Raw genomic sequence first — 21,295 nt, 5'->3', positions numbered from 1 at the left:
CACCGGCCGAAAGCTTCACCAGCCGCATGAGGCAATGGTCCACGCCGACGGAACGTGCCCCGCACCCCGTCCGGGGGGGTGCGGGGCACGTCCTTCCACGAATTCGGTGACGTCACACGGCGACGGGCACGCCCGACGGCCTCGCGTCCTCGACCTCGACCTCGGCCTCGTCGACCGGGGAGGCCGAGGCCGAGTTGTACGCGTCGTGGTCGAGGATCTTCTCGCGGGCCGCGACGATCACCGGCACGAGCGCCTGGCCGGCCACGTTCGTGGCCGTGCGCATCATGTCCAGGATCGGGTCGATGGCCATCAGCAGGCCGACGCCCTCCAGCGGGAGGCCCAGCGTCGACAGGGTGAGGGTCAGCATGACCGTCGCACCGGTGAGACCGGCGGTGGCCGCCGAGCCGATGACCGAGACGAACGCGATCAGCAGGTAGTCGCCGATGCCCAGCTGCACGTCGAAGATCTGCGCGATGAAGATCGCCGCCAGCGCCGGGTAGATCGCGGCGCAGCCGTCCATCTTCGTGGTGGCGCCGAACGGGACGGCGAAGGACGCGTATTCCTTCGGGACGCCGAGACGCTCGGTGACCTTCTGGGTGACGGGCATCGTGCCGACCGAGGAGCGGGAGACGAAGGCGAGCTGGATCGCGGGCCAGGCGCCCTTGAAGAACTGGAGCGGGCTGACCTTGGCGACGGTGGCGAGCAGCAGCGGGTAGACGCCGAACATCACCAGGGCGCAGCCGATGTAGACGTCGGCGGTGAACGTGGCGTACTTGCCGATCAGGTCCCAGCCGTAGTCCGCGATCGCGTAGCCGATGAGGCCGACGGTGCCGATCGGGGCGAGGCGGATGACCCACCACAGGGCCTTCTGGAGGAGCTCCAGGATCGACTCGCTGAGCGTGAGGATGGGCTTGGCCTTCTCACCGAGCTGGAGCGCGGCGATACCGGCGACGGCGGCCATGAAGACGATCTGCAGGACGTTCAGCTCGGTGAACGGCGTGATCACGTTGTCCGGGATGATGCCGGTCAGGAAGTCGAGCCAGGAGCCCTTGCTCTCGGGGAGCTCGCCGTCCTTCGGGGTGAGACCGGTACCGGCGCCCGGGTTGGTCACCAGGCCGATCCCGAGGCCGATCGCGACCGCGATCAGCGACGTGATCATGAACCAGAGCAGGGTGCGGGTGGCCAGCCTGGCCGCGTTGTTGACCTTGCGCAGGTTGGTGATCGACACCAGGATCGCGAAGAAGACGAGGGGCGCGACGGCCAGCTTCAGCAGCTGGACGAAGATGTGGCCGACCTGGTCGAGGGTGGTGTAGAGCCAGTCGATGTCCTGGCTGCGGGCGAGCCAGCCGAGCAGGACACCGAGGACCAGACCGGCGACGATCTGGGCCCAGAACGGGACGCGGGGTATGCGGAAGCCGGAGCCGGACGGCTTTCCGGCGTCGGTCGCGGTGGGGGGCGCGGAATTCGCGGACACGGACACTCCAGACGGGACGCATCGGGACGTACGAGGACAGACGTACGGTCGTGCGGTCGAGCGGGGGACGGGGGTGCGGCGCCCGCGTCAAGGGTGGCGCCGCTGCATGATGCCGGTTCAGACGTCGCGGCAACAGACCGCGGACATACAGCGGCAGAGATCGACGTGCAGGCGCACCACGAGCGGGGTGCTCATGGCGTGGCGAGGGCGCGCTGCTGCGTTCATGACGGATACGTTAACACTTGAACTTTGAGGACCTCAAAGGTCCGCTTTGATCGAGACGCGGCCTGCGGGGGGCGTCGGACGGCCGGTCGGCACCCCACGGAACGCCGAAACCCCGGCGCTGGAGCGCGTCGCTCCGGTCCGGGGTCTTCGTGCGTACGGGGTGCTGGGTGTGAGGAACCTTACGCGGCCCTTACCGGGTGACGCTGTCCTCGCGCGTGCGGTTCGCCTCGAGCCTGGCCTTGGTCCGGTCGACCGTGGAGATGAGCTGCTCGGACATCTCGTCGCGCTGCTTGCGCAGCAGGATGAAGCTGAGCGGCGCGGAGAGCAGCAGGCCGAGCAGGACGACCCAGACGGCGTTGGAGCCGCCGACCCCCGCGGGCAGGACGCCGAAGTGCACCGCCACGCCGGAGACGAAGAAGCAGCCGACGAAAATCAGCAGGCGCATCGCGGTGTACCGGATCGTTGCGCTCGGCTTGGCAGCGGACACGGCTGGCCTTCTCTCTACGTCCGACGTTCCTGCGGTTGTTCGGTGTGCGGTCGTTCAGTCTGTGGTTCCGCCCGACCAGTGAAGCACGCCCCGGAATCCGATCACTTCCCAGGGTTCCCCCGGAGCGTCGCGCCCGCCTCCGGTGCCCTCTGCGGGAAGAGCGGGAGCAGCATGATGATGTCGTCGCGGTAGTCGTCGTCGGCGACGCGGATGGCGTTCGGGACCCGGCCCACCTCCTTGTATCCGCAGGAGGCGTAGAAGCGGTCGGCACCGGTGCCGCCGCGGCAGGTGAGCCGGATGGCGTCGATGCCGTGGATGCCGCAGGCCGCGTCCGCGACGGCGGCCATCAGCTCGCGCCCGTAGCCCTTGCCCTGGTGGCGCGGGTGGACCATCACCGTGTAGAGCCGGAGCCAGTGGCGCATCAGCCGGTGGGTGTTGAGGGTGAGGAAGGCGGTGGCGGCCACCGTGCCGTCCTCGTCGCGGCCGACGACCAGCCGGGTCCGGCCGTCGACCATCCCGGAGAGGTGCGTGACCAGCTCCGGCCGGACGTCCCCGGCGGTGACCGGCGGCACGAGCCCGACGGCTCCGCCGGCGTTGGTGACGTCGACCCAGAGGGCGGTGATGTCGTCCCGCAGCGTGCGGTCGAACGCGGGATCCACCTCGAATGTAAGTGCCATATACGCAGATTAACTATTACGCTTCGCGCCCTCAAACCGTGTCCAGAACGCGAGAGAGCCCCGGCCGTGGGCGGCTGGCCGGGGCTGTCGCGCGGCGTCGGGCGGAGGTGCCTCAGACGCGCATCGGCTGTGGCGACTCACGCCGCTCCGCGTCCGGTCCCGGGTATTCGCGCAGGATCTCGTACCGGGTGTTGCGCTCCACGGGCCGGAAGCCCGCGTCCCGGATCAGGTCCAGCAGATCCTCACGGCCGAGCTTGTTCGGCGTGCCGTAGTCGTCCGCGTCGTGCGTGATCTTGTACTCGACGACCGAGCCGTCCATGTCGTCCGCACCGTGCTGGAGCGCGAGCTGGGCGGTCTGCACGCCGTGCATCACCCAGAACACCTTGACGTGCGGGACGTTGTCGAAGAGCAGCCGCGAGACCGCGAAGGTCTTGAGCGCCTCCGCGCCGGTCGCCATCGACGTCCGGGCCTGCAGCGTGTTGCGGACCTTGCCGTCCTTCATGTCCACGAAGTCGTGCTGGTAGCGCAGCGGGATGAAGACCTGGAAACCGCCGGTCTCGTCCTGCATCTCGCGCAGGCGCAGCACGTGGTCGACGCGGTGACGGGGCTCCTCGATGTGCCCGTACAGCATCGTCGCCGGGGTCTTGAGCCCCTTCTCGTGCGCCAGACGGTGGATGCGCGACCAGTCCTCCCAGTGGGTGTTGTGGTCGACGATGTGCTGGCGGACCTCCCAGTCGAAGATCTCCGCGCCGCCGCCGGTCAGGGACTCCAGACCGGCGTCGATCAGCTCGTCGAGGATCTCGGAGGCCGAGAGCCCGGAGATCGTCTCGAAGTGGTGGATCTCCGTCGCCGTGAACGCCTTGAGCGCCACCTCGGGCAGCGCCTCCTTGAGCGCGCTGAGCGAACGGGGGTAGTAGCGCCACGGGAGGGTGGGGTGCAGCCCGTTGACGATGTGCAGCTCGGTGAGGTTCTCGCCCTGCATCGCCTTGGCGAGACGGACGGCCTCCTCGATGCGCATCGTGTACGCGTCCTTCTCGCCCGGCTTCCGCTGGAACGAGCAGTAGGCGCAGGACGCCGTGCACACGTTGGTCATGTTGAGGTGACGGTTGACGTTGAAGTGGACGACGTCGCCGTTCTTCCTCGTGCGCACCTCGTGGGCCAGCCCACCGAGCCAGGCCAGGTCGTCGGACTCGTAGAGCGCGATCCCGTCCTCGCGGGTCAGCCGCTCACCGGCCCGGACCTTCTCCTCCAGCTCGCGCTTGAGTCCCGCGTCCACCAGTGCCCCTCTCATGTCTCTACGTAACAGACTCCGGCAGCCAACCGTACGCCTACGACTCGTCGGGAAGTTCTCCGACCCGGTTCTCCCACTTGGTCGAGAGCACGACCGTGGTGCGCGTCCGGGAGACCCCCTTCGTGCCGCTGAGCCTGCGGATCGTCTTCTCCAGACCGTCCACGTCACCGACCCGGACCTTGAGCATGAACGAGTCGTCGCCGGCGATGAACCAGCAGTCCTCGATCTCCGCCAGGTCCTTCAGCCGGTGCGCCACGTCCTCGTGGTCGGCGGCGTCGGAGAGCGAGATGCCGATGAGCGCGGTGACGCCGAGCCCCAGGGACGCGGCGTCGACGGTCGCCCGGTAGCCGGTGATGACACCGGCGGTTTCCAGCCGGTTGATGCGGTCGGTGACGCTGGGCCCGGAGAGCCCGACGAGCCGTCCGAGCTCGGCGTACGAGGCCCTGCCGTTCTCTCTGAGGGCCTGGATGAGCTGCCTGTCCACCGCGTCCATATGACTGAAACCTTCCATTGTTCAGCAGTACCGCGAGTCTATGTGTAGAATCTAAGGCATAACAGGGTTCACACCCTGCGAATCTTTCAGATCATCCAAGAAACGCTTTCGAATCTTCAGGAGTGAACTTCACCGTGTACACGATCGAGATGGCCTACGCCCGGATGCGCGAGCTGCAGGACCTGGCCAACCGCTCGCGTGCCCACCAGCCGGCCGCGGCCCACCGCGTCGACAAGGCCCGCGCCCCGCGCGCGGCCAAGAAGCGCTGACCGGCCCTCATACACGGGAGCCGCCACCGAGCTCCCCTTCCCACCGGCGGTACAGCTGGTGCGGCACACCCGCCGCGTCCAGCACCCGCCCGGCGACGAAGTCCACCAGATCCTGGATGTGCGTCGCCCCCGCGTAGAACGCCGGAGAGGCGGGCAGCACCACGGCGCCCGCCTCGTCGAGCGCCACCATCTGCTTCAGCGTCTGGCCGCCGAGCGGCGTCTCGCGCACGGCGACGACCAGCCTCCGCCGCTCCTTGAGCGTCACGCTCGCGGCCCGTTGCAGCAGGTCCTTCGAGAGGCCGAGCGCCACCCCGGCCACACAGGCCGTCGACGCCGGGACGATCAGCATTCCCCGCGCCGGGTACGAACCCGAGGAAGGCCCCGCCGCCAGGTCCCCGGCCGCCCAGTGCCGCACCCGGCCGAGCCCGTCGTCGCCCACCGCGAAGGTGTCCGGCTCGCCGTCCGCCCCCCGCGCGAGCCACGTGCGCAGATCCTCGCGCCAGTGCGCGTCACGGAAGGCGATCCCCGTCTCGTCCAGCAGCGTCAGCCGCGAGGCTCGGCTCACCACCAGGTCGACGCTCTCCCCCGCGGCCAGCAGCCCCCGCAGGACCGAGGCCGCGAACGGGGTACCCGATGCGCCCGACACCCCGACAATCCAAGGCCTGCGCTGCTGCTGACTCACTGAAGTCCCGGATTCCACACCACCGAGCCTATCCGGCACCGGTCTCCAGGAACCGAGCCAGGGGCTCCGTACGTTGCGACAGATGAGGGAACAGCCATGGACAGGGGGCATCCGTGCGCACACACACCGCCACGACCGCCACCGCACGAGCCGTCACGGCCGGTGCGGTCATGTCGGCGTGGATCGCGCTGCTGTGGCTGCTGGAAGGCATCGACACGATGACCGGCCACTCCCTGGACACCTACGGCATCAGCCCGCGCGAGCCCTCCGAGCTCCTCGACGTGGTGCCCGCCGCGTTCCTGCACAGCGGCTGGGAGCACGTGGCCTCCAACAGTGTCCCGCTGCTGGTCCTCGGGTTCATCGCCGCGCTCGCCGGGATACGCAGGTTCGCCGCCGTGGTCCTCGTGGTGATCGTGACGGGCGGCCTCGGCGTCTGGCTCACCGCGCCGCCGGACACGGTCACGCTCGGCGCGTCCGGGGTGGTCTTCGGCCTCTTCGGCTATCTGCTGGTCCGCGGGTTCGTGGACCGGCGCCCGCTGGACATCGTGGTCGGCGTGGTCGTCGCCGCGGTCTACGGCTCGCTGCTCTGGGGGGTCCTGCCCACCGACTCGGGCATCAGCTGGCAGGGCCATCTCTTCGGCCTCATAGGCGGGGTGGCGGCGGCCTTCGTCCTCCGCCGCCCCCGCCGACCGGCCGGTGCCGTCACCGTGTGAGGGCCAGGCCCGCAGGTCACGGCGTGAGGATCACGGCGTGAGGCCGCGCACCAGCAGGTCGAGCAGCGCACAGGCGAACAGCGCGATCCCGATGAAGCCGTTGACCGAGAAGAACGCCCGGTTCAGCCGGGACAGGTCGTGCGGTCGCACGACCCTGTGCTCGTAGACGAAGGCCACGGCGACGATCACCATGCCGATCCAGTAGAAGAGACCCGCGTCCGTCGCCAGGCCGAACCAGACGAGCAGTCCGGTCGTCACGACGTGGCAGACCCGCGCGCCCCACAGCGCCGCGGGGATACCGAAGCGCGCCGGGAAGGAGAGCACCCCGTGGGCCCGGTCGGCCTGCACGTCCTGGCAGGCGAAGATCAGGTCGAAGCCGCCGATCCAGATCCCGACGGCGAGCCCCAGGACGACCGCGTCCCAGGACCAGCTGCCGGTCACCGCCAGCCAGGCGCCGATCGGCCCGATGGCCTGGGCGACGCCCAGGATCGCGTGCGGGAAGTCCGTGAACCGCTTGCCGTACGGGTAGACGACCATCGGTACGACGGCGACCGGCGCCAGGATCAGACAGAGCGGGTTCAGCAGGGCGGCGGCCCCGAGGAACACGACGACGGCGACGATCGCGCCCGTCCAGGCCGACTTCACCGAGACCGCCCCGGTGACCAGCTCACGACCCGCCGTACGCGGGTTACGGGCGTCGATCTCCCGGTCGATGATCCGGTTGGCGGCCATCGCGAACGTACGCAGCCCGACCATGGCGACGGTGACGAGCAGCAGCGTGCCCCAGTGGATGTCCTTGTCCAGCTGGAACATCGCGGTCAGCGCGGCGATGTACGCGAAGGGCAGCGCGAAGACCGAGTGCTCGATCATCACCAGCCGCAGGAACGCGCGGGGCTTGCTGCGCGGCTGCGGTACGGCGGCGGCGGAGGCTGAGGCGCTCACAGGCCGTACTCCTTCCAGCGGCGGTCGACCTTCGCCGCCGTGTCCGGGTCGGACTCGACCATCTCGGGCCAGCCCCCGTCCCGGGTGTAGCCCTCCTCGGGCAGCTTCCGCGTCGCGTCGATGCCGGCCTTGCCGCCCCAGAACTGCTGGTACGAGGCGTGGTCGAGATGGTCGACCGGCCCTTCGGTGAGCAGCAGGTCCCGGGCGTAGTCGGTGTTGCCGAGCGCCCGCCAGGCGACCTCGTGCAGGTCGTGGACGTCACAGTCGCCGTCCACGACCACGATCAGCTTGGTCAGCGACATCATGTGCGCGCCCCAGACGGCACTCATCACCTTCTGGGCGTGCTTCGGGTACTTCTTGTCGATCGAGATGATCGCGCAGTTGTGGAAGCCGCCCGCCTCGGGCAGGTGGTAGTCCACGATGTCCGGGATGATGATCTTGAGCAGTGGCAGGAAGAACCGCTCGGTGGCCCGCCCCAGCGGACCGTCCTCGGTCGGCGGCCGGCCCACCACGATGGACTGCAGCAGCGGCCGCTTGCGCATGGTCACGCAGTCGATCGTCAGCGCGGGGAACGGTTCCTGCGGAGTGTAGAAACCGGTGTGGTCGCCGAACGGGCCCTCGGGCAGCATCTCGCCCGGCTCCAGCCAGCCCTCGATGACGACCTCGGCCTGCGCCGGTACCTGCAGCGGGACGGTCTTGCAGTCGACCATCTCGATCCGCTTGCCCTGGATGAAACCGGCGAAGAGGTACTCGTCGATGTCCCCGGGCAGCGGCGCCGTGGAGGCGTACGTCACCGCGGGCGGCGCGCCGAACGCGATGGCGACGGGCAGCCGCTCACCGCGCCGGGCCGCGACCTGGTAGTGGTTCCGGCTGTCCTTGTGGATCTGCCAGTGCATCCCGATGGTGCGCTTGTCGTGGCGCTGGAGGCGGTAGAGCCCCAGATTGCGGATGCCGGTCTCGGGGTCCTTGGTGTGCGTGAGGCCCAGGTTGAAGAAGGAACCGCCGTCCTCGGGCCAGGTGAAGAGCGCGGGAAGCTTCTCCAGGTCCACGTCGTCGCCGGTCAGGACGACCTCCTGGACGGCGGCGCTCTCGCTCTTCACCTTCTTCGGCGGCAGGTGCGTCACCGCGCCGAGCTTCGCGAACGCCTCGCGGATCCCGACGAAGCCCTGCGGGAGCTCCGGCTTGAGGAGCCCGCCGATCTTGTCGCTGATCTCGGCGTAGGACTTCAGCCCGAGCGCCTTGAGCAGCCGTCTGTCCGTCCCGAAGACGTTCATGGCCAGGGGCATGGACGCCCCCTTGACGTTCTCGAAGAGCAGGGCGGGCCCGCCCGCCTTGTTCACCCGGTCGACGATCTCGCCGACCTCCAGATACGGGTCGACCTCGGCCTTGATGCGCTTGAGATCGCCCTCGCGCTCCAGAGCCCGGAGCAGGGAACGAAGATCGTCGTAAGCCATGCCGTCCAGTATCGGCCACCCGCTACCCTGGGCCCGTCACCGGGGCGGGACAGTGCGCCCCCTCACCTCTTCTCGGGGGGACCTTTCACGATGCTCAGGGCCTTGATCTACCTGCTGCCGCTGGCGCTGACGATCTACGCGTTCATCGACTGCCTGAACACCCCGGAGGACGAGGTCAAGCACCTGCCGAAGGTGGCCTGGGTCTTCATCATCCTGCTGTTCTGGATCGTCGGCCCGATCGTCTGGCTCGCCGCGGGCAAGACCCGGGCCGACCGGGGCGCGGGCCGTACGCCCTCCGAGTGGCACCGCAACCGCCGCACCACGTGGGTGGCGCCGGACGACAATCCGGACTTCCTCAAGTCGTTGAAGGACGAGAAGGCCGACGAGAAGGCCGAAGCCGCCGAGGGCGAGAAGGACGAGGCCGAACTCAAGGCCCGGGAGGCGGACCTGCGCCGCCGCGAGGAGGAGATCAAGCGCCGCGAGGGCGGGGCGGGATCCCAAGACGCCTCCTCGTGAGGGACCCGGCGTGCGCTCCTCCCGGTGACGGACCCGCGTGCGCTCCTTCTCGTGAAGTACCCCTGTGCGCTCCTTCTCCTGAGGGAACCCGCCGGCTCATGACGAAAGCAGTCGCCCCAGTCGGTTGAGCAGGGGCAGCAGCGCCGTGCGCTCCTGCGGGGTGAGCGCCTCCAGGGCGCCGTGCACCACGCGCATCTCGGCACGGATGCGGCGGGCCAGCTCGGTGCCGTCCGCCGTGCGGGCGGCGACCTTGGAGCGGCGGTCCTCGGCGGACGGGGTGCGGGTGACCAGACCCCGGGCCTCCATGCGGCCGATGAGGCCGGTGGCGTTGGACGCGTCACACACCAGGTGATGGGCCAGCGCGCTCATGGGCATGGGCTCGTTGAGGGCGATCAGCGCTCTCGCCTGCGAGGTGCTGAGGCCGTGGCGGGTGGCGACGGCGGTGAGGTCGTCGTGGTGGCCGCGGACGACGACCGCGAGGGGTTCCAGGAGTTCGTCCGGAGTAGGGACGGCGCGGGGTGCCGGTTCCGTCGTCATGGTTCGGTCATCCTTCGATCGGTACGCGTGGCCCGGAGGCCCGGAAGGGCATCCGCCACATACCGCATTAATTTGACATGCTCAACTTTTGGCAGTTACATGAACGATATTGCTTGATCATATCAAGCTTTGCTCACCGCCAGCATCTCGCGTCTCGTAGGGAGCACCCCCCCATGCCCTCCGTACTCTTCGTCCTCACCGGTGCCGACCACTGGACCCTCAACGACGGCACCACCCACCCCACCGGCTTCTGGGCCGAGGAGCTCGCCGCTCCCCACCGCGTCTTCACCCAGGCCGGCTTCGACATCACCGTCGCCACCCCGGGCGGCGTGGCCCCCACGGTGGACACCGCGAGCCTCGCCGCAGAGGCCAACGGGGGCCAGGAGCAGGCCGACGCCGTCGCCTCCTACCTCGCGTCGATCGACGAGACGCTCCGCATCCCCGCCCGGCTCGAGGACACCGTCCCCACCTCGTACGACGTGGTCTTCTACCCCGGCGGCCACGGCCCCATGGAGGACCTGGCCGTCAACGAGGCGTCCGGCCGGCTCCTCACCGCCGCCCTGGACTCCGGCGCGCACCTGGGCGTCCTGTGCCACGCCCCCGCCGCGCTGCTGGCCTCCCGCCGCGAGGACGGCAGCTGGCCCTTCGCCGGCTACCGCCTGACCGGATTCAGCAACATGGAGGAGACCCAGGCCGGTCTGGCCGCCAAGGCCCCCTGGCTGCTGGAGAACCGGCTCGTGGAGCTCGGCGCCGACTACTCCGCCGGGGACCCCTGGGGGCCCCACACCGTGCACGACCGCAATCTGCACACCGGTCAGAACCCCGCCTCCTCCGAGCAGCTGGCCCGCGAGATCCTGGCGGCCCTGTGATGAGCACCGCCAGGACCGCGGAGACCGCCGGGACGGCGGAGACGGCGGCCGAGGTCGTCGCCCGCCTCCGTGCCACCTTCCGCACCGGACGCACCAAGGGCCTCGACTGGCGCACCGCCCAGCTGACGCGGCTGCGCGCGCTGCTGACCGAGGGCGGTGACGAGCTGGCCGACGCCCTGCGGGCCGACCTGGGCAAGAGCCGCAAGGAGGCCTACCGGACGGAGATCGACTTCACCGTCCGGGAGATCGACCACACCCTGGAGCGGCTGGAGGACTGGCTGCGCCCCGAGCCCGCCCCCGTACCGGCGGCTCTCGCCGGGGCGTCCGCGCACACCGTGCAGGACCCTCTCGGTGTCGTCCTCGTCATCGCGCCGTGGAACTACCCGGTGCAGCTGTTGCTGGCGCCCGTCGTCGGTGCGCTGGCCGCGGGCAACGCCGTGGTCGTCAAGCCCAGCGAGCTGGCACCCGCGACCTCGGCCGCCGTGGCCCGGCTGCTGCCGCGCTATCTGGACACGGACGCGGTCGCCGTGGTGGAGGGCGCGGTCCCGGAGACCACCGCGCTGCTCGCCGAGCGCTTCGACCACATCTTCTACACCGGCAACGGCACGGTCGGCCGGATCGTCATGACCGCCGCCGCCCGCCACCTCACCCCGGTCACCCTCGAACTGGGTGGCAAGTCGCCGGTGTTCGTCGACCGTGACACGGATCTGACGACGGTGGCCGCCCGGCTCGCCGCGGGAAAGTTCCTCAACGCCGGCCAGACGTGCGTCGCCCCCGACTACGTCCTGACCGACCCGGAGACCGCGCCCGCCCTCGCCGACGCGCTCGCGACGGCGGTCGAGGGGCTGTACGGGCCGGACGCCTCCGCGCACCCGGAGTACGGGCGGATCGTGAACGAGCGCCACTTCGACCGGCTGGTCGGGCTCCTGGACTCCGGCCGTACGGTCACGGGCGGCGCCCACGACCGGTCCGCCAAGTACATCGCGCCGACCGTGCTGGCCGATGTGACGCCGGACGCCCCCGTGATGCGCGAGGAGATCTTCGGCCCCGTGCTGCCGATCGTGACGGTCGACGGCCTGGACGAGGCCATCGGCTTCATCAACGACCGGGACAAGCCGCTGGCGCTGTACGCCTTCACGCGGTCCCCCGCCGTACGGGAGCGGCTGCTGGCCGAGACCTCGTCGGGCGGGGTGGGGATGGGCCTGCCGCTGGCGCATCTGACCGTGTCCGACCTGCCGTTCGGCGGGGTCGGCGAGAGCGGCATGGGCCGTTACCACGGCCGGTACTCGCTGGAGACGTTCAGCCACCGCAAGGCGGTCCTGGACACCCCGCTGGCCCGGTGACCCCGCCGTACGCCACGTGGCTCGCGGTCGCGCTCGCCGAGGCCAGGGAGGGCTTCGGCGAGGGCGGCGTCCCGGTCGGCGCCGCCCTGTACGGGGCGGACGGCACTCTGCTGGGCCGGGGCCGCAACCGCCGCGTCCAGGACGGTGATCCGTCCCTGCACGCGGAGACGGCGGCGTTCAGGGCGGCGGGCCGGCAACGCTCGTACCGGGGCACGACGATGGTGACCACCCTCTCGCCCTGCTGGTACTGCAGCGGGCTGGTCCGCCAGTTCGGGATCTCCCGGGTGGTGATCGGTGAGGCGGAGACCTTCCACGGCGGCCACGACTGGCTGGCCGGGCACGGGGTGGAGATCGTGCTGCTCGACGACCCGGAGTGTGCCGCGCTGATGCGCGCCTTCGTCCGCGACCGCCCGGACCTTTGGAACGAGGACATCGGCGCGGTTTCCGGCGGCTCCCCAAGCTCCGACGGCTCCCGCGCTTCCGCCGGGGAATGACGAAGGGCGCGGTCCGCCTCCACGGACCGCGCCCTTCTCCTCGTGCTGTGTTCAGACCCCGGCGTAGGAGTGCTTGCCGGTGACGAAGATGTTCACGCCGTAGTAGTTGAAGAGCCAGCAGCCGAAGGCGATCAGCGCCAGGTAGGCGGCCTTGCGGCCCTTCCAGCCGGCCGTGGCGCGGGCGTGCAGGTAGCAGGCGTACGCGACCCAGGTGATGAAGGACCAGACCTCCTTGGGGTCCCAGCCCCAGTAGCGGCCCCAGGCGTCGCCCGCCCAGATCGCGCCCGCGATGATCGTGAACGTCCACAGCGGGAAGACGGCGGCGTTGATGCGGTACGAGAACTTGTCGAGGGTCGACGCGGCGGGCAGCCGTTCCAGGACCGACCGGGCGAAGGCGCCCGGGTTCCCGCCGTTGGCGAGCTTGTTCTCGTAGTTGTCACGGAACAGGTAGAGCAGGGTCCCGACCGCGCCGAGGTAGAAGACGGCACCGCAGAAGATGGCGGTGGAGACGTGGATCCACAGCCAGTACGAGTGCAGCGCGGGTACGAGCTGGGCGCTGTCGGTGTAGAGCCAGGTGGTGGCGATGCCCAGGTCCAGCAGGACCGTGGTGACCAGCAGCAGGCCGATCCAGCGGACGTTCTTCCTCAGCGCCAGGAGGACGAGGTAGGCGCCGACGGCCACCGTGGAGAAGGTGATCGAGAACTCGTACATGTTGCCCCAGGGGGCACGCTGCACCGACAGTGCGCGGGCGACGACGCCGCCGGCCTCGACGGCGAAGGCGACGACGGTCAGGGAGACCGCGATCCGCCCCCACAGGTCGCCCTTGACGGTGCCGCCCGCCGCGCCGGGGCCGTCCGGGACGTCCCGGGTCCCGGTCGCGGCACGGGTGACGACCTTCGGGCGGTCCAGGACAGCGGTGCCGCCGCTCTGCCGCGTGATCTTCACCCCGGGAACGGTGGCGGCCGATCCGGTCAGCGCGGCCGCGGTCCGGCCGACCTTGCTGCGGCTGCCGAACACCCACTCCGCGATGTGCGCGAAGAAGGCCAGCATGTAGACGGCCATCGACGAGTAGATCAGCGTGTTGCTGATGTTCGCGAGACTCTCGTTGGTTGCGGCGGCAAGATTCACTTCTCAGCCCCTTCGGCAGGTTCTTCGGAAGGTTGTCCGGGCGCGGATTCGGTGGGGGACGCGGTTGGCGTCACGGTGTGGAGCGCGCCCGCGAGATCGGCCAGCTCCTCGGGGAGCTTCGTGGACTCGTTGCGGCCGAGGCCGGCCATCTCGACGACGGTGACGCCGTCCTCGCCCCGTACGGCCCGCACCCACACCCGGCGGCGCTGGATGAAGAGCGATCCGGCGAGGCCGAAGATGGCGGCGACGGCGCCGGTGAGGGCCCAGCCGCTGGCGGGCTGGCGCGAGATCTGGAAGCTGGCCCACTCCTCGACACCCTCGAAGGTGACCGAGCCCGCACCGTCCGGGAGCTTCATGGTCTCGCCGGGGCGCATGCGCTGCTTGAGCTTGTCCCCGTTGGCGTCCTTGAATTCCTTCATCTTGGACGTGTCCAGCTGGTACACGTTCTGCGGCAGCCCGGAGTCGACGCCGAGGCTGCCGTAGAAGCCGTTGAGCGCGAGCACCGGATAGTCGGCGCCGGGGAACTGCGAGAACATCGTGCCCTGGCCGTCACCGGCGAAGGTCGGGACGAAGAACGCCTGGAAGCCGAGCTGGGTCTTCTTGCCGTCGGCCCCCTTGTAGCCGTCCATCACCTTGATCGCACCGGTGGAGGTGACGTTGTTGTCGATGGGCAGCAGGGGTACGGCCGTCCGGTAGATCTCCTTGCCCTTGCCGTCCTTGACGGAGATGACGGGGGCGTAGCCGTGCGCGTTGAGGTAGACCTTCGTGCCGTCGACGACGAGCGGCTCGTTGACCTTGATGATCCGCTTCTCCGGTGTGCCGTGCGCGCCCGCGGAGTACGTCACCCGGGCCTCGTAGGTCCGGGGCGTGCCGCGCTGGGGGCCGCTGCGCTCGTACGTGCCGATGAAGTCGTCCAGGGTGAAGCTGAACGGGGCGAGGTCGTCGGTGTCGAAGAGCGAGCCGGACTTGAAGTCGTCGTACTGGGTGAGGGTGTTGGAGAAGCCGTCACCTTCGACGACCAGCTTGCCGCCCTCGGACTTGAAGAGCTGCCCGCCGGCGAAGGACACCAGCATGACGATCAGCGCGATGTGGAACATCAGGTTCCCGGTCTCGCGCAGATAGCCCTTCTCGGCGGCCACCGCGTCGCCCGCGACGTGCGAGCGGAAGCGCCGCTTGCGCAGTACGGCGAGGGCGGCCTCACGGACCTGCTCGGGCTCGGCGTCGGTGCGCCAGGTGGTGTACGCGGGAAGCCGGTTCAGCTTCTTCGGGGCGCCTGGCGGCCGGCCGCGCAGCTGCCCGACGAACTGGCCGGTGCGCGGGACGATGCAGCCGATCAGGGACACGAACAGCAGGATGTAGATCGCGGAGAACCACACCGAGCTGTAGACGTCGAAGAGCTGCAGCTTCTCGTAGACCGGGGTGACGGTGGTGTGGGCCTCCTTGAAGGTCTGCACCTTCAGTTCGTCCACGCTGTTCTGCGGGATCAGCGAGCCGGGGATGGCGCCGAGCGACAGCAGGAAGAGCAGGATCAGCGCGACCCGCATCGAGGTGAGCTGCCGCCAGAACCAGCGGGCCCATCCGACGACGCCCATCGCGGGTGCGGAGGACGAGGACGCGGACTCCTCACGCGGGGCGGTGGAGAGCTGGGCTCCGGCCTCGCCGAGGTCACGCTCGTCCGTGGTGTTCGTGCTGCTCATGGACTCAGATCCCCACAGTGAAGCCGTTGGACCAGACCTGCATCTCCTGGATGAGCATGTCCCAGATGCCCGTCAGCAGGAGTATCCCGGTCGCGATCATCATGCCGCCGCCGATGCGCATGACCCATGCGTAGTGGCGCTTGACCCAGCCGAACGCGCCGAGCGCCCGGCGGAAGGCGAGTGCCGCCAGGACGAAGGGGACACCGAGCCCGAGGCAGTACGCCACGGACAGGATCGCCCCGCGCCCCGCGGTCGCCTGCTCGAACGCGAGCGCGTTGACGGAGGCGAGCGTCGGGCCGAGGCACGGCGTCCAGCCGATCCCGAAGAGCGCGCCGAGCAGCGGTGCGCCCGCGAGCCCGGTCACCGGCCTCTTGTGGATGCGGAACTCTCGTTGCGTCATCCAGGGCATCAGGCCCATGAAGAAGATCCCCATGAGGATCATCAGCACGCCGAGGACCTTGGAGAGCGTCCCGCTGTAACCCTGGAGGGTCTGGCCGAAGTAGCCGAAGAGCGCGCCGCCGGAGACGAACACGACGGTGAAGCCGAGCACGAAGAGCGAGGCTCCTGCGACGGTCCTGCCCCGTCGGGCCTCGGCCAGATCGGCGCCGCTGACACCGGTGACGTAGCTGAGGTAGCCGGGCACCAGCGGCAGGACGCACGGCGAGAAGAAGGAGACGAGTCCGCCGAGCAGCGCGATGGGCAGCGCCACGAGCAGGGCGCCGCCCATCACGGTGTCGTTGTAACCGGATACCGCGGCCAGCTGGAGCACTGGATCACTTCTCCGCGATCAGCGGGTCGATCATCTCGCGGAGCTTCGTCGCGTCGAGGGCGGCCAGCGAGCGGGCGGCGAGCTTCCCGTCCCGGTCGACGACCACGGTCGACGGGATGGCCTGCGGGTTCAGCGTGCCCTTCGGGAAGCGCAGGAGGAGCTTCCCGGTCGGGTCGTAGAGGCTCGGGTAGGTCACCCCGAAGTCCTCCTCGAAGTTGATCGCGAGGCTCTTCTGGGGGTCCCGGGTGTTGACACCGACGAACTGGACACCCTGGTCCGCGGTCTCCTGCGACACCTTCTGGAAGTGCTTGGCCTCGGCGCGGCAGGGGCCGCACCACGATCCCCAGAAGTTGAGGACGACGACCTTGCCCTTGTAGTCGGTGACGTCGAGCGCCTTGCCGTCCAGGGTCGTGCCGTCGAGCCCGGGCGCGTCCGTGCGGTCCGCCTTGGCCACGGTGGAGATCCCGCCGCCGCCGGTGACGAAGTTCGTGTTGCCGCCGCCGCCGGCCTTGCTGCCGTCACCACCGCACGCGGACAGGGTCAGGGCACCTGCCACTGCTGTTGCGGCGAGCAGGGTGAAGCGGCGTCGGGGTGCGCTGCCAGAGCTCATGTGAAAAGTTTCGCATGGCAGTTCCAGGGATCTTCCGCACCCCCCTCGATGCCCGTAAAGCCCCTTGTCAGGCCTGTTTGAGGAAGGTGTTCCAGCCGCCGTCGGGCGACTGCCCGACCTGGAGGGTACGAAGCTTCGCGAGCACCGCCGGATCCTGTACGTCGAGCCAGTCGACGAACTGCCGGAAGGAGACGAGGCGCACATCCGGCTTGCCCGCGATCTTTTTTATCGTTTCCTCGACGGCGTCCATATAGATACCGCCGTTCCACTCCTCGAAGTGGTTGCCGATGTAGAAAGGCGCGCGATTCGTCTCGTAGGCGCGCTCGAAACCGGCGACATAGGCGCCGGTGGCCTGGGTGCGCCAGCCGGGATAGCGCGAGGGCATGCCGTTGGTCGAATTCTTCGACTGGTTGGCGAGGATGTTGTAGTCCATGGAGAGGACTTCGAAGGTGTGACCGGGGAACGGCACACCCTGCAGCGGGAGGTCCCAGATTCCCTGGCGCTTCTCCGGCCACTGCTGCAGGCCGCCCGGCGAGCTCGCGTCGTAGCGCCAGCCCAGCTGTTTCGCGGTCGGCAGGAGATTGTCCTGGCCGAGCAGACAGGGCGTACGGGCGCCGACGAGTTCCTTGCGGTAGTCGAACGGCAGTGGATCGAGGTCGTTCCAGCCGGTGTTCGTCCGCCATTCGGTGACGAAGGAGATCGCCTGGTCGATTTCGCTCTGCCATTGTGCGGGTGTCCAGTTGCCGACGGATCCCGAACCGCCGCAGAAATGCCCGTTGAAGTGCGTGCCGATCTCGTGCCCGTCGAGCCAGGCCTCACCGACGTACTTCAGGGTCTGCTTGACGTGGTCGTCGGTGAGGTAGCCGATGTCGGAGGCGCCCCTGGGGTTCCCCGGCGGGCGGTACAGGGACTTCTTCGACTCGGGCAGCACATACAGCCCGGAGAGGAAGAAGGTCATCGCCGCGTCGTGTTCCCGGGCGAGTTCGAGGAAACGCGGGAAGAGACCGTTGCCGACCTCTCCCGCCCCGTCCCAGGAAAAGATCACGAACTGCGGAGGTGTCTGGCCGGGTTCGAGCGGAACAGGGGCGGCGGGCTGATTCGGCTGCTTTCCGGTGTCCGCCGTGGAACCGTCACCGATGAGCCTGATGTTCTTCCTGGGAGATCCCCCGGTGTTCCCGTGCGGTCCCTTGTCACCCTGGTGACCCTTGTCGCCCTTGGAACTCCTGTCGGCACCGGATGGTCCGCCGCCCGAAGTTCCGAAGGGGCCACAGCCGGTCATCGTGAGTGCGGCTGTGACCCCGAGTCCCGCTCCGAGCAGTCCCCTTCGGTCGATATCGCGCATAGCATCCCCGTCTGCGGTCGTTTTACCTCTTTGCCATACAAACTGGCGATGGCTTAGACGAGGAAAGCAACACGATGGTTCCGCTGATAATCACAAAAATTGTTACGCGACAAGACCCTTACAGATGCCGCACACGGAACGCCCGTACGGGGTGCCGAGGACGGCGGACGGGGTGCCGGGGACGGCGGACGGGGTGCCGGGGACGGCGGACGGGCGGCGTACGACTACGCGCCGAACGCCTTGGACTTCCCCTTGACCGGCTTCGCCCCCGCGAGCAGATGCGCGGGCACGAGGTCCCGGGCCGGCTCGCTGTACCCGACCGACACGATCTTGTCGTCCTCGTACGTGAAGCTGGTCAGCGAGGCCAGCGTGCACTGCCGCTTGCGCGGGTCGTGCCACAGCCGGCGCCGCTCCACGAAGCTCCGCACGATCCAGATCGGCAGCTGATGGCTGACGCAGACCGCCTCGTGCCCGCGGGCCGCGTCGCGTGCCGCGTCCAGGGCGCTCATCATCCGCACGACCTGCTCGACGTACGGCTCGCCCCACGACGGCTTGAACGGATTGGTGAGGTGCTTCCAGTTGTCCGGCTTGCGCAGCGCACCGTCACCGACCCCGAAGGTCTTGCCCTCGAAGATGTTGGCGGCCTCGATGAGACGCGCGTCGGTGGCCAGGTCCAGGCCGTGCGACGTGGCGATCGGGACAGCAGTCTCCTGGGCGCGCTCCAGCGGCGAGGCCACGACATAGGTGATGTCGCGCTTCTCCAGGTGCTCGGCGACCTTGTCGGCCATCCGCCGGCCGAGGTCGGAGAGGCTGTAGCCGGGGCGACGCCCGTAGAGCACGCCCTCCGGGTTGTGGACCTCGCCGTGGCGCATCAGGTGGACGACGGTGATGTCCTTGCCGCCGCCCCCGTTCGTCCCGCTCACGCTGTGGCCTCCGATGCCGCGCGTGCCGCGGCGGGCAGCGCCGCGGCGATCCGCTCGACCGCACGCTCGTCGTGGGCCGTCGAGACGAACCAGGACTCGAAGGCGGACGGCGGCAGGTAGACGCCCTGCTCCAGCATCGAGTGGAAGAACGCGGTGAAGCGGAAAGCTTCCTGCTTCTTCGCGTCCTCGTAGTTCCGGACGGGCTCGTCGGTGAAGAAGACGGAGAACATGTTGCTCGCCGCCGACACCGTGTGCGCGACACCCGCCTTGGTGAACGCCTCACCCACGAGGGTCCGCAGCTCCGCGGAGACCGCGTCGACCTTCGCGTACGCCGCGTCGTCGAGCAGCCGCAGCTGGGCGAGCCCGGCGGCGGTGGCCACCGGGTTACCGGAGAGGGTGCCCGCCTGGTAGACGGGACCGGCGGGGGCCAGGTGCGCCATCACATCGGCACGGCCGCCGAAGGCCGCGGCCGGGAAGCCGCCGCCCATCACCTTGCCGAAGGTCATCAGGTCGGGGCGCACCCCGTCGATGCCGTACCAGCCTGCCTTGGACGTACGGAAACCGGTCATCACCTCGTCGGAGATGTACAGCGCGCCCTCGGCCGCGCAGATCTCCTTCAGTCCGGCGTTGAAGCCGTCCAGCGGCGGGACCACGCCCATGTTGCCCGGCGAAGCCTCGGTGATCACACACGCGATCTCGCCCGGCTGCGCGGCGAACGCGGCGCGCACGGCCTCCAGGTCGTTGTACGGCAGCACGATCGTGTCGCCGGCCTGGGCGCCGGTGACGCCGGGCGTGTCGGGGAGGCCGAAGGTGGCGACACCGGAGCCGGCGGCTGCCAGCAGCGCGTCGACGTGCCCGTGGTAGCACCCGGCGAACTTCACGACCTTGGCACGCCCGGTGAAACCACGGGCGAGCCGGATCGCGGACATGGTCGCCTCGGTGCCGGACGACACCAGCCGCACCTGCTCCACGGGCTCGACGCGGGCCACGATCTCCTCGGCGAGCGCGACCTCGCCCTCCCCCGGCGTACCGAAGGAGGTCCCCCGGGCCACCGCGTCCTGGACGGCCGAGATGACCGCGGGGTGCGCGTGGCCGAGGATCATCGGCCCCCACGAACACACGAGGTCGACATACTCACGACCATCGGCGTCGGTGAGGTACGGACCCGTACCTGACACCATGAACCGGGGCGTACCGCCCACGGCCCGGAAGGCGCGCACGGGGGAGTTCACGCCACCGGGCGTCACGAGGGACGCACGGTCGAAAAGCGTCTGCGAAACTGGGGCTTCGTATGAATACGCCACTTTGGTCCTGATCTGCGATTCGGGGGATTCGGGGGCCTGGCCGAAATTCTCGGCCACCGGTGAGCAGGGAGCGCACGCTGCCCGTATGAGGCTCGTACAACGAAAGGGCGTCAGTCCCCTCGCGTCTGCGAAACTGGGGCGTCATAGGGAAAGCTCACACATGCCATGGTGTCAGAGGCGCCGACGGTCTTGCGGACAGGTGTTTCACCGCACGCTCGTGGGGGAGGTCACTGACACGATGATCGGGTTGCGCGGCGGGGCTGTGTCTCCTAAGAAGTAGTCGGGTGGATGAGATATGCATCGCGGTGGCGGAGTGGGCGAAGGGACCGACGACCTGGGGCCCGAGCCTGCCCGGCGAGGGCGGCATCGGCGCGAGGCCGAGCGCGTACGGAAGGCCCAGACGGGTGGCGCCGAGGGTCCCGGGAGCAGGAGCAGTGGACGGGTGGGGGTGACCTACAAGTATTTCGGTGCCCCTGACGGGGCCACTGCCGCACGTGTGCCCATTTCCATGCGTCCCGAGGAGCTGGGCGGCGACGAGCTGGGCATGGGCGGCATGTTCAGCAAGATCAAGCCGGAGACCGTGGCGGCCATGGTCCTCACCGGCATACAGGGCATACCCCTGAACAAGGTCCCCCCGCTGGAGCTGGTCGTCCTCCACCCCGACTACGCGGTGGTCAAGCTTCCGATGACGGTCGTCGACCCGTTGCGGGACGTCGGCGAGGAGTCGGTCGGCGCGGCGGCCTTCATCTGGTCCACGGTCCCGGACCGCGGCGGTCCGCGCGACGCGTTCAACGTCTACCAGCTGCTCCACGAGTGGCAGGACTTCTCCTACCGGCTGCACGACGCCGGACACCAGGCGTACTGCCTGGTATGGCCCTGACCTGCGATTTCCTCGGCAGGGACGGTTTCGGCAGGGGCAGCGAGGGCGCCCCTGCGGGCGGACGCGCGGCACGCGCGCGCGTCCCGGTCGTGCCGTGCGTCCGCCCGGCGTACGCCCGCCGGTCCGGCCCGCCGCTCCTGCGACGTGCGCCCGCCCTTGATCCGCGCCCTTCCGCG

The 21,295-nt window shown here is 69.3% G+C and carries 23 protein-coding genes; 7 read left to right on the top strand and 16 right to left on the bottom strand.

The annotated features are described in order from the left end of the window. Window positions 1-112 precede the first annotated feature (112 nt). From ACFWVP_RS26495 to ACFWVP_RS26475, 5 genes are all read right to left on the bottom strand, one after another. Window positions 113-1,474, bottom strand: a complete 1,362-nt coding sequence (locus ACFWVP_RS26495; RefSeq protein WP_384500322.1) for a dicarboxylate/amino acid:cation symporter — start codon at window positions 1,472-1,474, stop codon at window positions 113-115. 415 nt (window positions 1,475-1,889) lie between these two features. Further along, complete coding sequence (locus tag ACFWVP_RS26490) at window positions 1,890-2,186, bottom strand: DUF4229 domain-containing protein (RefSeq protein WP_384500320.1); 297 nt, start codon at window positions 2,184-2,186, stop codon at window positions 1,890-1,892. Window positions 2,187-2,287: 101 nt separating this feature from the next. Then, complete coding sequence (locus tag ACFWVP_RS26485; RefSeq protein ID WP_384500318.1) at window positions 2,288-2,863, bottom strand: GNAT family N-acetyltransferase; 576 nt, start codon at window positions 2,861-2,863, stop codon at window positions 2,288-2,290. A gap of 112 nt (window positions 2,864-2,975) precedes the next feature. Continuing rightward, complete coding sequence (gene mqnE / locus ACFWVP_RS26480) at window positions 2,976-4,139, bottom strand: aminofutalosine synthase MqnE (protein WP_384500377.1); 1,164 nt, start codon at window positions 4,137-4,139, stop codon at window positions 2,976-2,978. Between the two features lie 52 nt (window positions 4,140-4,191). Then, window positions 4,192-4,647 (bottom strand): Lrp/AsnC family transcriptional regulator, encoded by a 456-nt coding sequence (locus tag ACFWVP_RS26475; RefSeq protein ID WP_384500316.1) that lies wholly within the window; start codon window positions 4,645-4,647, stop codon window positions 4,192-4,194. Between the two features lie 122 nt (window positions 4,648-4,769). Between ACFWVP_RS26475 and ACFWVP_RS26470 the strand changes: the two genes are divergently transcribed. Beyond that, window positions 4,770-4,916: a hypothetical protein gene (locus ACFWVP_RS26470; protein ID WP_384500314.1), complete on the top strand. Its 147-nt coding sequence runs from the start codon at window positions 4,770-4,772 to the stop codon at window positions 4,914-4,916. Between the two features lie 7 nt (window positions 4,917-4,923). Here the strand turns inward: ACFWVP_RS26470 and ACFWVP_RS26465 are convergent, their stop codons facing one another. Continuing rightward, the gene (locus ACFWVP_RS26465) at window positions 4,924-5,598 is read right to left on the bottom strand and encodes a UbiX family flavin prenyltransferase (RefSeq protein WP_384500313.1); all 675 of its coding nucleotides are present in this window, start codon (window positions 5,596-5,598) and stop codon (window positions 4,924-4,926) included. 170 nt (window positions 5,599-5,768) lie between these two features. Between ACFWVP_RS26465 and ACFWVP_RS26460 the strand changes: the two genes are divergently transcribed. After that, window positions 5,769-6,311, top strand: a complete 543-nt coding sequence (locus ACFWVP_RS26460) for a rhomboid family intramembrane serine protease (protein ID WP_384500376.1) — start codon at window positions 5,769-5,771, stop codon at window positions 6,309-6,311. A 30-nt stretch (window positions 6,312-6,341) separates the two neighbouring features. Here the strand turns inward: ACFWVP_RS26460 and mqnP are convergent, their stop codons facing one another. Together mqnP and ACFWVP_RS26450 are read right to left on the bottom strand one after the other, a co-directional pair. Continuing rightward, window positions 6,342-7,253: a menaquinone biosynthesis prenyltransferase MqnP gene (mqnP, locus tag ACFWVP_RS26455; protein WP_384500311.1), complete on the bottom strand. Its 912-nt coding sequence runs from the start codon at window positions 7,251-7,253 to the stop codon at window positions 6,342-6,344. Next, window positions 7,250-8,707, bottom strand: a complete 1,458-nt coding sequence (locus ACFWVP_RS26450) for a menaquinone biosynthesis decarboxylase (RefSeq protein ID WP_384500309.1) — start codon at window positions 8,705-8,707, stop codon at window positions 7,250-7,252. Before ACFWVP_RS26450 ends, mqnP begins: the two co-directional genes overlap by 4 nt. Window positions 8,708-8,797: 90 nt before the next feature. On the opposite strand from ACFWVP_RS26450, the gene ACFWVP_RS26445 reads away from it, so the two are divergent. Further along, window positions 8,798-9,223 (top strand): PLD nuclease N-terminal domain-containing protein, encoded by a 426-nt coding sequence (locus ACFWVP_RS26445; protein ID WP_384500307.1) that lies wholly within the window; start codon window positions 8,798-8,800, stop codon window positions 9,221-9,223. 96 nt (window positions 9,224-9,319) lie between these two features. Here the strand turns inward: ACFWVP_RS26445 and ACFWVP_RS26440 are convergent, their stop codons facing one another. Next, window positions 9,320-9,760 carry a MarR family winged helix-turn-helix transcriptional regulator gene (locus tag ACFWVP_RS26440; protein WP_384500305.1) on the bottom strand — a complete coding sequence of 147 codons (441 nt, stop codon included), beginning with the start codon at window positions 9,758-9,760 and terminating at the stop codon, window positions 9,320-9,322. 173 nt (window positions 9,761-9,933) lie between these two features. Between ACFWVP_RS26440 and ACFWVP_RS26435 the strand changes: the two genes are divergently transcribed. Genes ACFWVP_RS26435 through ACFWVP_RS26425 form a run of 3 tightly spaced genes read left to right on the top strand, consistent with a single transcriptional unit; the run spans window position 9,934 to window position 12,466 of the window. Further along, entirely contained in the window at window positions 9,934-10,629 is a 696-nt protein-coding gene (locus ACFWVP_RS26435; RefSeq protein WP_384500303.1) for a type 1 glutamine amidotransferase domain-containing protein, read from the top strand. Next, window positions 10,629-11,972 carry an aldehyde dehydrogenase family protein gene (locus ACFWVP_RS26430; RefSeq protein ID WP_384500301.1) on the top strand — a complete coding sequence of 448 codons (1,344 nt, stop codon included), beginning with the start codon at window positions 10,629-10,631 and terminating at the stop codon, window positions 11,970-11,972. Before ACFWVP_RS26435 ends, ACFWVP_RS26430 begins: the two co-directional genes overlap by 1 nt. Then, complete coding sequence (locus ACFWVP_RS26425) at window positions 11,969-12,466, top strand: nucleoside deaminase (RefSeq protein WP_384500299.1); 498 nt, start codon at window positions 11,969-11,971, stop codon at window positions 12,464-12,466. The genes ACFWVP_RS26430 and ACFWVP_RS26425 overlap by 4 nt, the downstream gene beginning before the upstream one ends. Window positions 12,467-12,517: 51 nt before the next feature. Here ACFWVP_RS26425 and ccsB read toward each other — a convergent pair whose 3' ends face one another. From ccsB to hemL, 7 genes are all read right to left on the bottom strand, one after another. Continuing rightward, a complete protein-coding gene (gene ccsB, locus ACFWVP_RS26420; RefSeq protein ID WP_384500297.1) occupies window positions 12,518-13,594 on the bottom strand; it encodes a c-type cytochrome biogenesis protein CcsB in 1,077 nt (358 codons plus the stop codon). Beyond that, window positions 13,591-15,291: a cytochrome c biogenesis protein ResB gene (locus ACFWVP_RS26415; RefSeq protein WP_384500295.1), complete on the bottom strand. Its 1,701-nt coding sequence runs from the start codon at window positions 15,289-15,291 to the stop codon at window positions 13,591-13,593. Before ACFWVP_RS26415 ends, ccsB begins: the two co-directional genes overlap by 4 nt. Before the next feature lie 4 nt (window positions 15,292-15,295). Continuing rightward, a complete protein-coding gene (locus tag ACFWVP_RS26410) occupies window positions 15,296-16,018 on the bottom strand; it encodes a cytochrome c biogenesis CcdA family protein (protein ID WP_384500375.1) in 723 nt (240 codons plus the stop codon). 46 nt (window positions 16,019-16,064) lie between these two features. Further along, window positions 16,065-16,670: a TlpA family protein disulfide reductase gene (locus ACFWVP_RS26405; protein ID WP_384500293.1), complete on the bottom strand. Its 606-nt coding sequence runs from the start codon at window positions 16,668-16,670 to the stop codon at window positions 16,065-16,067. Window positions 16,671-16,737: 67 nt separating this feature from the next. Then, the gene (locus tag ACFWVP_RS26400; protein ID WP_384500291.1) at window positions 16,738-18,012 is read right to left on the bottom strand and encodes a hypothetical protein; all 1,275 of its coding nucleotides are present in this window, start codon (window positions 18,010-18,012) and stop codon (window positions 16,738-16,740) included. A gap of 224 nt (window positions 18,013-18,236) precedes the next feature. Next, window positions 18,237-18,884, bottom strand: a complete 648-nt coding sequence (locus tag ACFWVP_RS26395; protein ID WP_384500373.1) for a histidine phosphatase family protein — start codon at window positions 18,882-18,884, stop codon at window positions 18,237-18,239. 47 nt (window positions 18,885-18,931) lie between these two features. Then, window positions 18,932-20,239 (bottom strand): glutamate-1-semialdehyde 2,1-aminomutase, encoded by a 1,308-nt coding sequence (hemL, locus tag ACFWVP_RS26390; RefSeq protein ID WP_384500289.1) that lies wholly within the window; start codon window positions 20,237-20,239, stop codon window positions 18,932-18,934. A 295-nt stretch (window positions 20,240-20,534) separates the two neighbouring features. Here hemL and ACFWVP_RS26385 point away from each other — a divergent pair, with 295 nt between their 5' ends. Next, entirely contained in the window at window positions 20,535-21,119 is a 585-nt protein-coding gene (locus ACFWVP_RS26385) for a hypothetical protein (protein WP_384500287.1), read from the top strand. The last annotated feature ends 176 nt before the right edge of the window (window positions 21,120-21,295 follow it).

Origin of the sequence: Streptomyces sp. NPDC058637, assembly GCF_042717325.1 — a bacterium.
GTDB lineage: Bacteria > Actinomycetota > Actinomycetes > Streptomycetales > Streptomycetaceae > Streptomyces.
The sequence above is the reverse complement of the archived record's forward strand: the minus strand, read 5'-3'. Positions and strand labels throughout refer to the sequence as shown.

What these genes read in the sequence shown, in the direction of transcription:
- ACFWVP_RS26485 (WP_384500318.1), bottom strand. Translation starts at nt 2,863, where the DNA reads ATGGCACTTACATTCGAGGTGGATCCCGCGTTCGACCGCACGCTGCGG.
- ACFWVP_RS26475 (WP_384500316.1), bottom strand. Translation starts at nt 4,647, where the DNA reads ATGGACGCGGTGGACAGGCAGCTCATCCAGGCCCTCAGAGAGAACGGC.
- ACFWVP_RS26460 (WP_384500376.1), top strand. Translation starts at nt 5,769, where the DNA reads ATGTCGGCGTGGATCGCGCTGCTGTGGCTGCTGGAAGGCATCGACACG.
- ACFWVP_RS26450 (WP_384500309.1), bottom strand. Translation starts at nt 8,707, where the DNA reads ATGGCTTACGACGATCTTCGTTCCCTGCTCCGGGCTCTGGAGCGCGAG.
- ACFWVP_RS26445 (WP_384500307.1), top strand. Translation starts at nt 8,798, where the DNA reads ATGCTCAGGGCCTTGATCTACCTGCTGCCGCTGGCGCTGACGATCTAC.
- ACFWVP_RS26440 (WP_384500305.1), bottom strand. Translation starts at nt 9,760, where the DNA reads ATGACGACGGAACCGGCACCCCGCGCCGTCCCTACTCCGGACGAACTC.
- ACFWVP_RS26435 (WP_384500303.1), top strand. Translation starts at nt 9,934, where the DNA reads ATGCCCTCCGTACTCTTCGTCCTCACCGGTGCCGACCACTGGACCCTC.
- ACFWVP_RS26430 (WP_384500301.1), top strand. Translation starts at nt 10,629, where the DNA reads ATGAGCACCGCCAGGACCGCGGAGACCGCCGGGACGGCGGAGACGGCG.
- ACFWVP_RS26415 (WP_384500295.1), bottom strand. Translation starts at nt 15,291, where the DNA reads ATGAGCAGCACGAACACCACGGACGAGCGTGACCTCGGCGAGGCCGGA.
- ACFWVP_RS26410 (WP_384500375.1), bottom strand. Translation starts at nt 16,018, where the DNA reads ATGGGCGGCGCCCTGCTCGTGGCGCTGCCCATCGCGCTGCTCGGCGGA.
- ACFWVP_RS26405 (WP_384500293.1), bottom strand. Translation starts at nt 16,670, where the DNA reads ATGAGCTCTGGCAGCGCACCCCGACGCCGCTTCACCCTGCTCGCCGCA.
- ACFWVP_RS26400 (WP_384500291.1), bottom strand. Translation starts at nt 18,012, where the DNA reads ATGCGCGATATCGACCGAAGGGGACTGCTCGGAGCGGGACTCGGGGTC.
- ACFWVP_RS26395 (WP_384500373.1), bottom strand. Translation starts at nt 18,884, where the DNA reads ATGCGCCACGGCGAGGTCCACAACCCGGAGGGCGTGCTCTACGGGCGT.
- ACFWVP_RS26385 (WP_384500287.1), top strand. Translation starts at nt 20,535, where the DNA reads ATGCATCGCGGTGGCGGAGTGGGCGAAGGGACCGACGACCTGGGGCCC.